This is a genomic window from Aliidiomarina sp., assembly GCF_047920995.1.
Lineage (GTDB): Bacteria > Pseudomonadota > Gammaproteobacteria > Enterobacterales > Alteromonadaceae > Aliidiomarina.
Genome location: NZ_JBLRWZ010000049.1, coordinates 1 through 10325, shown reverse-complemented (window position 1 = coordinate 10325; position 10325 = coordinate 1). Strand labels below are relative to the sequence as shown.

General features: G+C 47.3%; 8 protein-coding genes and 2 tRNA genes. 7 read left to right on the top strand and 3 right to left on the bottom strand.

The window, feature by feature from the left end; all coding sequences use genetic code 11:
• From ACNA7P_RS10530 to ACNA7P_RS10510, 5 genes are all read left to right on the top strand, one after another.
• Positions 1-77: transfer RNA gene (locus tag ACNA7P_RS10530), tRNA-Arg, on the top strand.
• A 36-nt stretch (positions 78-113) separates the two neighbouring features.
• Positions 114-190, top strand: a tRNA-Arg gene (locus tag ACNA7P_RS10525).
• A gap of 205 nt (positions 191-395) precedes the next feature.
• The gene (locus ACNA7P_RS10520) at positions 396-671 is read left to right on the top strand and encodes an OadG family protein (protein WP_416258590.1); all 276 of its coding nucleotides are present in this window, start codon (positions 396-398) and stop codon (positions 669-671) included.
• A 3-nt stretch (positions 672-674) separates the two neighbouring features.
• Positions 675-2477, top strand: coding sequence for a sodium-extruding oxaloacetate decarboxylase subunit alpha (gene oadA / locus ACNA7P_RS10515; protein ID WP_416258589.1), 1803 nt, complete (start codon positions 675-677; stop codon positions 2475-2477).
• Positions 2478-2480: 3 nt separating this feature from the next.
• Positions 2481-3611, top strand: a complete 1131-nt coding sequence (locus ACNA7P_RS10510) for a sodium ion-translocating decarboxylase subunit beta (RefSeq protein ID WP_416258588.1) — start codon at positions 2481-2483, stop codon at positions 3609-3611.
• A gap of 3 nt (positions 3612-3614) precedes the next feature.
• Here the strand turns inward: ACNA7P_RS10510 and ACNA7P_RS10505 are convergent, their stop codons facing one another.
• Positions 3615-3785 (bottom strand): hypothetical protein, encoded by a 171-nt coding sequence (locus tag ACNA7P_RS10505; RefSeq protein ID WP_416258587.1) that lies wholly within the window; start codon positions 3783-3785, stop codon positions 3615-3617.
• 3 nt (positions 3786-3788) lie between these two features.
• Positions 3789-6452: a response regulator gene (locus ACNA7P_RS10500; protein WP_416258586.1), complete on the bottom strand. Its 2664-nt coding sequence runs from the start codon at positions 6450-6452 to the stop codon at positions 3789-3791.
• Between the two features lie 87 nt (positions 6453-6539).
• Between ACNA7P_RS10500 and gshA the strand changes: the two genes are divergently transcribed.
• On the top strand, positions 6540-8120 hold the full coding sequence (gene gshA, locus ACNA7P_RS10495; protein WP_416258585.1) for a glutamate--cysteine ligase: 1581 nt from the start codon (positions 6540-6542) through the stop codon (positions 8118-8120).
• 39 nt (positions 8121-8159) lie between these two features.
• A complete protein-coding gene (locus tag ACNA7P_RS10490; RefSeq protein ID WP_416258584.1) occupies positions 8160-8840 on the top strand; it encodes a hypothetical protein in 681 nt (226 codons plus the stop codon).
• Positions 8841-8942: 102 nt separating this feature from the next.
• On the opposite strand, the gene ACNA7P_RS10485 is transcribed toward ACNA7P_RS10490, so the two are convergent.
• On the bottom strand, positions 8943-10232 hold the full coding sequence (locus ACNA7P_RS10485) for an HlyC/CorC family transporter (protein ID WP_416258583.1): 1290 nt from the start codon (positions 10230-10232) through the stop codon (positions 8943-8945).
• Positions 10233-10325 lie beyond the last annotated feature (93 nt).

Genomic DNA, 10325 nt, shown 5'->3' with positions numbered 1-10325 from the left:
GCGCTCGTAGCTCAGCTGGATAGAGTACCTGGCTACGAACCAGGCGGTCGGAGGTTCGAATCCTCCCGAGCGCGCCAGTCAAAATAAAACAACTTGTGAACGGTTTTCAATACGCGCTCGTAGCTCAGCTGGATAGAGTACCTGGCTACGAACCAGGCGGTCGGAGGTTCGAATCCTCCCGAGCGCGCCATTGAATTGCCTGCATAGTGAATTGGCTGCATAGCGAATTGCCTGCATAGTGAATTAGCTACATAGTCAGCCGCTATACCCCCTATCAATTTAGTGCATAGCACAACTGCTTTTCTTTCCTGCTCGTCCACTCTACAATAATGCAACAAATCACATGTTGGAACTTATGCTATGTTTGCTTAAGTTACCTATAACAGGGACGAACTATGGCTGATCTATTTTTTCAAGCATTTGAACTAATGCTCGCCGGAATGGGTGTAGTATTTGTTTTTCTGATCGTGCTCACAGCTGCCGTTACCGTACTTACCAAGCTTTGCCCTGAGCCCACTGAGGCTTCCGTATCTGCATCCTCTTCAGAGCCTGCACACGCTGCCTCTGCGAACGCTGATAAGCTATCTAATGCCACGAAGCTTGCCGCTGTTACTGTTGCTGTGCAACGTTACCGCGCTGCTCGCGATCAAGCCAAAGACGAACAGGAGTAATTCATGTCAAAACCACTGCTACTCACAGAACTAGTGCTGCGAGATGCGCATCAATCGTTATTGGCTACCCGATTACGGTTAGACGACATGCTGCCGATAGCGGAGCAGCTCGATAAAATTGGTTATTGGTCTTTGGAAACCTGGGGTGGTGCTACTTTTGATGCGTGCATTCGATACCTAGGTGAAGACCCGTGGGAACGTTTGCGCGAATTGAAAAAAGCGATGCCCAATACGCGCCAACAAATGTTGCTGCGGGGGCAGAATTTATTAGGTTATCGGCACTACGCCGATGATGTGGTAAAGCGCTTTGTTGAGCGTGCTCGCACCAACGGTGTAGATGTATTCCGTATTTTTGATGCCATGAATGATGTGCGCAATCTGAAAACTGCGATTGCAGCCACTATCGCCAACGATGGCCATGCGCAAGGAACTCTTTCTTATACGGTTAGCCCAGTGCATACGCGTGCACGGTGGGTGGACATGGCGTTGGAAATGGAAGCCATGGGCTGCCACTCGATTTGTATTAAAGATATGGCTGGCTTGCTCCGCCCATATGAAGCGGAAGCGCTTATTACTGATTTGAAAGCAAATCTTAAGGTGCCAGTAGCCATGCAATGCCATGCTACTACGGGCCTGAGTACGGCAACCTATCAAAAAGCAATTGATGCTGGCATTGATATGCTGGATACCGCCATTTCTTCAATGAGTATGACCTACGGCCACACCGCTACAGAAACGGTAGTGGCAATGGTAGAAGGCACTGATCGCGATACGGGTTTGAACCTGGCAGAATTAGAGAAAATAGCTGGGTATTTCCGCCATGTACGGAAAAAGTATGGGCGTTTTGAAGGTTCACTGAAGGGTATTGATGCGCGGATTTTATTGGCGCAAGTACCCGGTGGCATGCTCACGAATATGGAGAACCAACTGCGTGAGCAAAAAGCTTTGGATAAGTTCGAAGCTGTATTGGAAGAAATCCCGCGAGTTCGTGAAGATTTAGGCTTTATTCCGCTGGTTACGCCAACCTCGCAGATTGTTGGCACCCAAGCTGTTTTGAATGTACTTACTGGTGAGCGTTATAAATCAGTTACCAAAGAAACCGCAGGTGTATTAAAAGGTGAGTATGGTGCTACCGCTGCACCGGTGAATGCTGAGTTGCAGAAAACGGTATTAGGCGATGCCGAACCCATTACTTGCCGCCCGGCAGACCTTATTGAGCATGAGTTAGATGCCCTTACTGAAGAGCTTACGAAAAAGGCGAAAACCGATAACATTCGCTTAGCAGATGCGGTAGTAGACGACGTGCTTACCTATGCGTTGTTCCCACAGATCGGCCTGAAATTCTTACAAAACCGTGATAACCCTGATGCCTTTGAGCCACCGCCAAGCTTTGAAAATGCGAAGCCGGTTCCGAAAGCTGAAACCGGTGATAATAGTATTGAGCGTTACGATGTGTGTATTTCGGGCGAATGCTTCTCGGTTGAAGTAGGGCCTGATGGTAGTTTAAAAGCTTCTGAACAAGCCGCGCCAGCGGCGCAGAAACCGGCAACTGAATCGGCGCCTGCGAAAACCGCACCAGTGGGTGATACGCGGCCGGTAACTGCTCCTTTATCGGGCAACTTATGGAAATACCAGGTGCAGCCTGGTGACACCGTGAAGAAAGGTGATGTGGTGGTGATTTTGGAAGCCATGAAGATGGAAACCGAAGTGCGTAGCGAGCTCGCTGGCACGGTTGCTGAGTTAAAGGCTCGTGAAGGCGATAGCGTTATTTCCGGTGATGTGCTGTTAACGTTGCAGGGAGCTTAAGCTTTGGAAACCTTGATTACACTGTGGCACACCACCGGAATAGCGGCCCTTTCGCTGGGCGCGTTAGGCATGATTGTAGTGGGGATGGTGTTAATTTATTTAGCCATCGTGCGTAAATTTGAACCGCTGCTGCTTTTACCGATTGGCTTTGGTGCCATACTCGCTAATATTCCTTTGGCTGGAATGAACGAAGCAGGGGGCTTGTTGCACACCTTTTATAACGCAGGTGTGGCTACGGGTTTATTTCCCTTGCTGATCTTCTTAGGCGTTGGTGCCATGACCGATTTCAGCGCATTGCTGGCGAACCCTCGCATGCTGTTGCTTGGTGCGGCGGCGCAGTTTGGTATTTTTGCTACCTTAATTGGTGCTATTGCATTGAACTGGGTGCCAGGAATTGAATTCACTCTGCAGCAAGCTGCGGCAATCGCCATTATTGGCGGCGCCGATGGCCCTACGGCAATCTATCTTTCTTCCCAGTTAGCGCCAGAGTTGCTAGGTGCCATTGCAGTAGCTGCTTATTCATATATGGCCTTAGTTCCGGTGTTGCAGCCACCTATCATGCGCTTGCTTACCACGAAGAAAGAGCGGGAAATTCGTATGGTGCAGTTAAAACCGGTATCGAAACGGGCGAAAATCCTGTTTCCACTGATGGTACTGGTGATGACACTGCTTTTATTACCTACCGCTGCACCACTCATTGGTATGTTCTGTTTCGGTAATTTGTTACGCGAATCGGGTGTAGTAGATCGCTTAAGCAAAGCAGCTCAGAACGAGTTGATTAACCTCGTTACTATTTTCTTAGGCTTAGCGGTTGGTGCGCAGCTAACGGCTAGTTCGTTCTTAACGGCCCAAACACTGGGTATTCTGGTACTGGGTATGTTGGCGTTTACGTTAGGCACGGCATCGGGCGTATTGATGGCAAAACTGATGAATGTAGTAAGTAAGCAGCCGATTAATCCATTAATCGGTGCCGCGGGTGTTTCTGCGGTACCCATGGCTGCACGAGTGGTTAACCAAGAGGGATTAAAAGCCGACCACCACAACTTCTTATTAATGCATGCCATGGGGCCAAATGTTGCTGGTGTACTTGGTTCTGCAGTAGCTGCTGGTATTCTGTTAGCCCTTGCGGGCTAACGATTAGTTGGTGAGCCACAGCATTAAGGTGTAGAACGCGGCAATTACCGTACTAATGATAATGATGTACAGGTAGCCTTGTTTGCCATCGCGAATGCGATAACCATTAGCTTGCAAGTAAATCGTCCATAGGATGCAGAGCACCAATGGAATTAAAAATAAAAATCGAATCATATATCACTCCTGTGTTTGGGCATCAGCGGCAAGGCTACGTAAATCTTGCGCTGCTTGCTCAGCATGATCAAGTAAACCTTCGAGCCCACTGATCTGATCGGCAATTGAACCTACATCACGTTCCACTACTGCCTGCTCTAAATGCGCGGCCTTATCTGCCAGCGCGAGTAATCCTAAATTGGCCGCTGCGCCTTTTAACGAATGAAAATAACGTCGAGCATCATCGTGTTGGCCTCTGCTAATAAACTCGGAAACAGTTACCGCACTGCCGCGATAGCTTTTTACGAGGTGATCGAGCAATTTGATATATAACTCTACATTATGATTAATACGGCTTAATGCTTGTTCAAGATTAATGCCGCGAATTTGTGGGTAGCGCCGGCTTTCGTTCTTTTCAGATACCTTTTCAGCAGCTGTTTGGCTCTTATCATAGGGGCCAGGAATTGCCCATTTGGCGATTTGCGAGAGCAGCAGTGCTTCATCAATTGGCTTAGGAATATGGCCCTGCATACCAGCAGCTAGTGAACGTTCCGCATCACCACTCATGGCGTTCGCTGTCATGGCTAAAATAGGTAACTGTTGGTAGCTGTAAAACTGGCGAATTTGTTCCGCTGCTTGATAGCCATCCATTACTGGCATTTGAATATCCATCAGTACCAACGCGTATTGATGTTCTTGCACCATGGCTACCGCAACCTCGCCGTTTTCTGCAATGCTTACGTTAAAACCATGCCCGGTTAACATTTCCCGCGCTACATGTTGATTGATTTCATTGTCTTCCACCACCAATAATGGTGCTCCCTGCAAAGCTTCTGGCAACATGCTAGCAGGTGTTTCTTCGTGAATTTGTTTGCGATGGCCGAACATTACGCCGGTCATTACGCGAGCCAAGGTGGCCGTGGTATAGGGTTTGGTGATGAAATCATCGGTACCCACTTGGCGGGCTTTTTCGGCGAGTTCTTCAGCATAATAACCCGTGGCCAAAATCATTTTCGGCTGCTGCTCGGCAGGGAATTTTTGCTTAATGCGTTCTACTAATTTCAGGCCATCCATGCCTGGTAAACGCCAATCGATCAGCATTAACTGAAATGGTTGTTGCTCGGCGGCAGCCTGTTTCAGCACTTCTAATGCTTGTTCAGCACTATGGCAGGTGTAGGCGTCCATACTATAGGAGCGCAAGGTTTCCTTGAGCATCTCCCGGGTACTGGTATTGTCGTCTACTGCCAACACCCGAACCCCATTAAGTTGCCCCATCAGCAATTGGTGATGCGATTGATCTTGGCTTTCTTGCAGGGGCATTACTAATTCAATAAAGAAATTTGAGCCTTGGTTAGCACTGCTGCTTACGCCCATATCACCCTGCATTAACTTCACCAAGCGCCGAGAAATGGTTAAACCAAGCCCAGTACCGCCGTATTTACGGGTTGTTGATGTATCGGCTTGTGTGAACGCTTGAAATAGTTTTGCCGATTGCTCAGCGGTCATGCCGATACCGGTGTCTTTTACTTCAATGCGCAGCCATACCTTGTCGTTATTGCGATCCAGTAAGGTGCAAGACACATTAATTTCGCCATCATCAGTAAATTTAATTGCATTACTCACCAAGTTAATGAGTACTTGCTGCAAGCGCAGCGGGTCGCCGATCAGCATGGTAGGAATATTTGCGGGTAAATTAATAATAAACTCGAGGCCCTTATCATAGGCTTTATAGGCAAACATATCTGCAAGGGTGCCAAGCACTTCGTCAAGGTCAAATGGAATTCGCTCAATGGTAAGCTTGTTGGCTTCTATTTTTGAAAAATCGAGGATATCGTTGATAACACCTAATAGCGCTTGCGAAGATGAATCGATTACCTTGATATAGCGTTTCTGCTTATCGGTAAGCTGTGTTTTTAACGCTAAGTTGGCCATCCCTACAATAGCGTTAATTGGCGTGCGAATTTCATGGCTCATATTGGCTAAGAAATCGCTTTTGGCGAGGTTTGCTGCTTCAGCAGCTGCCCGCGCTTGTTCTGCGGTTTCCCGTGCCAACGACATTTCTTCTGCTGCCCGCTTAATAGTGGAGATATCATAATAACTGCCCAGAATACCGGTAATTTCCCCATATTCATCGTACAGGGGTACGCTGGAGTGCTCTACCCACCGCGTGTTATCGAGAGAAGGGCCAGCAGTATCAGCATTGCCGTTCAATTGAATGCGCATTTCTTGATTACAAGCTGCCATTTGCAATTCAAGCGTTTGTTGATCTCGCTCACGTAGCTCCGGGTTCTGGGCAAGCAAGGGAAGATCGGCATCGGTAAGGCCATGCAACTCGTGCATTGAGCTAAGGCCAAAATCACGTAAAAAACCGGGGTTAGCGCCCACAAAGCGCAACTCTTTATCACGCCAATACACGCGGTTAGGTAAATCGCTGAATACTTGCTGCAAAAGTTGGGTGCTACTAGTGGAGAAGAACTCTGGTTTGGCATTACCGGTATTTAATGTGCTTTCACGATAACCTAGCCAAGTTTGCCAACCATACACAAAGGCGGTTACTAACAGCAACCCTGCCACAATCATTGGCACTGGCGCTGGCATAAATAAAATCGCCACTAAACCCAGTACATTCCAAAGCCAATAGCTGTGGTGTAAAAACACCCGAAACCGAGAGCGTTGATTTGCTTTCAAGATGTATTCCTTTCGCTGCATTTTGTCATTGAATGTGGCACACTACCGACAATCATATCAGACAATTTCCAGGATGTTGCCTTGTCAATGAATCTAGCTTCACGTTTAGTGCAATTGCAGCAAAGCGATGCACAAGCAGCGCTGTTAAAAATGAACCGCGGCTTAGAGCGCGAAACCCTTCGTATTACTCAAGAAGGAGCCTTAGCTACTACGATGCATCCGCGATCGTTGGGCGCTACATTTAAACACCCGCTGATTACTACCGATTATGCTGAGGCATTACTAGAGTTTATCACTCCAGTGGCAACGTCTATCGATATCACCTTAGCGCAGTTACGCGATGTGCATCGCGTAGCCTACCAAGCCATTGGTGACGAATTGTTGTGGCCGTTAAGCATGCCTTGTTATTTGAATGATCCAAAAGATATTCGCTTGGCATATTTTGGTACCGCGCACGCTGGCCGTATGAAAACCGTGTATCGGCAGGGCTTAACGCATCGCTATGGCGCAGTAATGCAAACTATAGCGGGTGTGCATTTCAATTGGTCGATTAGCGACGAGCTGTGGGCCATTCTTGCGCGTCAAGATGGCTGTGTAGATAGTAGCGATTATCGTTCAGAGAAATACTTTGGCTTATTGCGCAACTTTAAGCGTTTTGCGTGGGTAATTCCGTATTTATTTGGTGCATCGCCGGTGTTATGTAAATCTTTTCTAAAACATAGCTTTGCCAACCTTGATTTCCATGAATTGCCGAATGGGATGGTGTATGTTCCTCATGCAACATCATTGCGTATGAGCGATTTAGGTTACACCAATAAAGAGCAAGCAGATTTAAAGATCACCTACAACTCACTTGATGATTATGTTACCGGATTGCGGCGGGCAGTATTTACGCGCTCGGAGCAATTTGCTGAAATTGGCATCCGTGATGGCGATACGTGGCATCAATTGAATGCCAATATTTTACAAATAGAAAATGAATTTTATTCGCCTATTCGGCCAAAGCGCGTAGCAGAAAAAGGGGAAACGCCTACCCAAGCGCTAGAGCGTGGCGGTGTGCAATATATTGAAGTTCGTGCGCTGGATGTGAATCCGTTTAGCCCGGTGGGAATAAATGCTGAGCAAATGCGCTTTCTAGATTTGTTTTTGTTGTATTGCTTGTTTAGTGAAAGCCCAGCGCTCTCTTTAGAATGTCAGCAAGCAACTGAGCGCAATCTCACTAAAATTGTGCTGCGGGGCCGTGAAGCTGGTTTAACTCTAACTGATGAGTTAGGTGAACATACGGTTGCCGATCGGTTAACTGATTTATTTAGTGACCTAGAGCGAATCGCTACCTTAATGGGTGGAGAAGCTGAGTTCTATACACGAGCGCTTGATGAACTTAAGCCATCAATTGCTGAGCCCGAACTTACCTACTCGGGGAAAGTATTGGCAACCTACGCCGAAGCGTCGAAATTGTTTCGCCAAGTAGGAATGGAACTTGCGGTTCAGTACCGAGATGAATTACTTGCCAGCGAGTTAGAATATTATAGTGCAGCGCAGTTTCAGCAGATGGCCGCAGATTCACTTGCGGCACAAGCTGCGGAAGAAGCTGCAGATACGGGTACATTTGCCGATTTTATCGCTGATTATTTCACCCAGGCTCAGGCCAAAAAAAAGCGCGCCTAAATTAGGCGCGCGAATAAAAATTACCAGGGGATGTTACTCATGAAAACTCTACACACAGAGTTTGAGGCCAATAGCGGCAAAAAGTTGCATACTTCGCGAAAAAAATTATTTTTGCGAACCGCGGTTATGGTTTCGGTGATCGCAATAACGGTTGGGTGCTCTACTGCGCCACCGCGAGACCCAGAGAATATTTGTAATATTTTTGAAGAGCGCCGAGATTGGTGGCGCGCCGCTAAATCGATGAACAAAGAGTGGGGTGTACCGATTCACGTGCCGATGTCGATTATGTATCAAGAAAGCTCATTTCGCCACAATGCGGCACCACCACGGCGCTATCTGTTAGGATTTATTCCTTGGGGCCGCATTAGCGATGCCTATGGTTATGCTCAGGCAAAAACCATGACATGGGATGATTATATTCGTGAAACCGGTAATCGCCGGGCGCGCCGAGATAACTTCGCTGATGCCATCGATTTCATTGGTTGGTATATGGACAAATCACATCGTATTAATAATGTATCGAAGTGGGATGCTTATGCGCAGTACTTGAACTATCACGAAGGGTGGGGCGGCTACCAACGCCGTACTTACTTACAAAAAGAGTGGTTAGTACAAGTTTCCCGACGCGTAGATACGCGCGCTACTACCTATGCACAGCAGCTTAATCAATGTGAGGCTAAGTTGAATCGTGGCTGGTTCCGGCGCTTATTATTTGGTTGATTGTGTGGTTGATTGTGCTGCTGCCAGCCGGTTTCTGCGGCATCATCGCCAAATAGCACTATTGAGTGAGTAGGCAGAACGTAGAAAAGCGCAAGCTACCCCTTAGGAGAGTAGTTTGCGTTTTCGTTTTGGTTGCGGTTGAATGCGCACTTTCTCGATGCGGTTATCATTTACTTCAACAATTTCAATAGGGTATCCGGCTATTTTTAAACACATCGGCAGCTCTGGAATATCGCCGAACTCTTCGATTATTAAGCCATTCAACGTTTTCGGACCATCAATCGGTAGTTTAATTTTCAGCTCGCGATTCAAATCCCGTAAGTTTACTGTGCCTTCTACTAGATAACTGCCATCGCTTTGGCGCTCAAGGTGCTCATGGCTTTGGCCGCCGATGGTAGTGGTAAATTCGCCAACAATTTCCTCAAGCAAATCTTCAAGTGTTACCAAGCCTTGGATATCACCGTACTCATCTACTACTAAGCCAATACGCTCACGATTGCGTTGGAATTTTACCAACTGCACACTCAGTGGCGTGCCTTCAGGAATAAAGTAAAGATCACGCGCGGTGCGCACTAGCGCCGCTTTTTCTGGTTCTGCATGGGTGCGGGTGAGTAATCGGAGAATATCCCGGGCGTGCAGAAAACCAATCGCATCATCAATTTCCCCACGATAGAGCAGCACTAGCGTATGTTGCATATGGTTTAACTGCCGCGTAATGCTTTGCAGTTCATCGTTAATATCAATCGCCGCAATTTCATTACGCGGGATCATGATGTCATCTACGGTAACTTTCTCGAGGTCTAAGATACTGATCAGCATTTCTTGGTGGCGCGAGGGAATAAGCGAGCCTGCCTCATGCACTACAGTGCGCAATTCTTCAGCGCTAAGCGTATCGCGCGCTGCCGCTTTCGGATTGATGCCCATAGCGCGCATCATATTGTTGGTAATGAAGTTTACTGTTGCTACGAGAGGGTAGAAGATCTTCATAAGTGGAGAGAGAATGATTGACGAAGGGTATGCCACTCGTTCTGGGTGCAATGCTGCGATAGTTTTTGGTGTTACTTCGGCAAAAATGAGAATTACCAAGGTAAGTGCTGCTGTGGCGATTACTATGCCGTAATCACCGTATAGGCGTAAACCGATAATGGTAGCAATTGCAGATGCTGCAATGTTAACGAGGTTGTTACCGATAAGAATAAGACCAATTAGGCGATCTGGGCGATCGAGCATACTACTCACCCGTGCCGCGCCTTTATGGCCGCTTTGTGCCATATGCCGTAATTTGTACCGGTTTACCGACATCATGCCGGTTTCAGAACCAGAAAAATAACCAGAAACAAGAATAAGTACGATGAGTATAAAAAATAACGTACTTGTTGCTATGTCGTCCAAAAGAGTTTCCTCGGATTAGCCAATGATAATATCGCGTACAAAGCGGCTACCAAAATAGCCCATAATAAGAAGCGCACTGGCAATGAGTGTGTA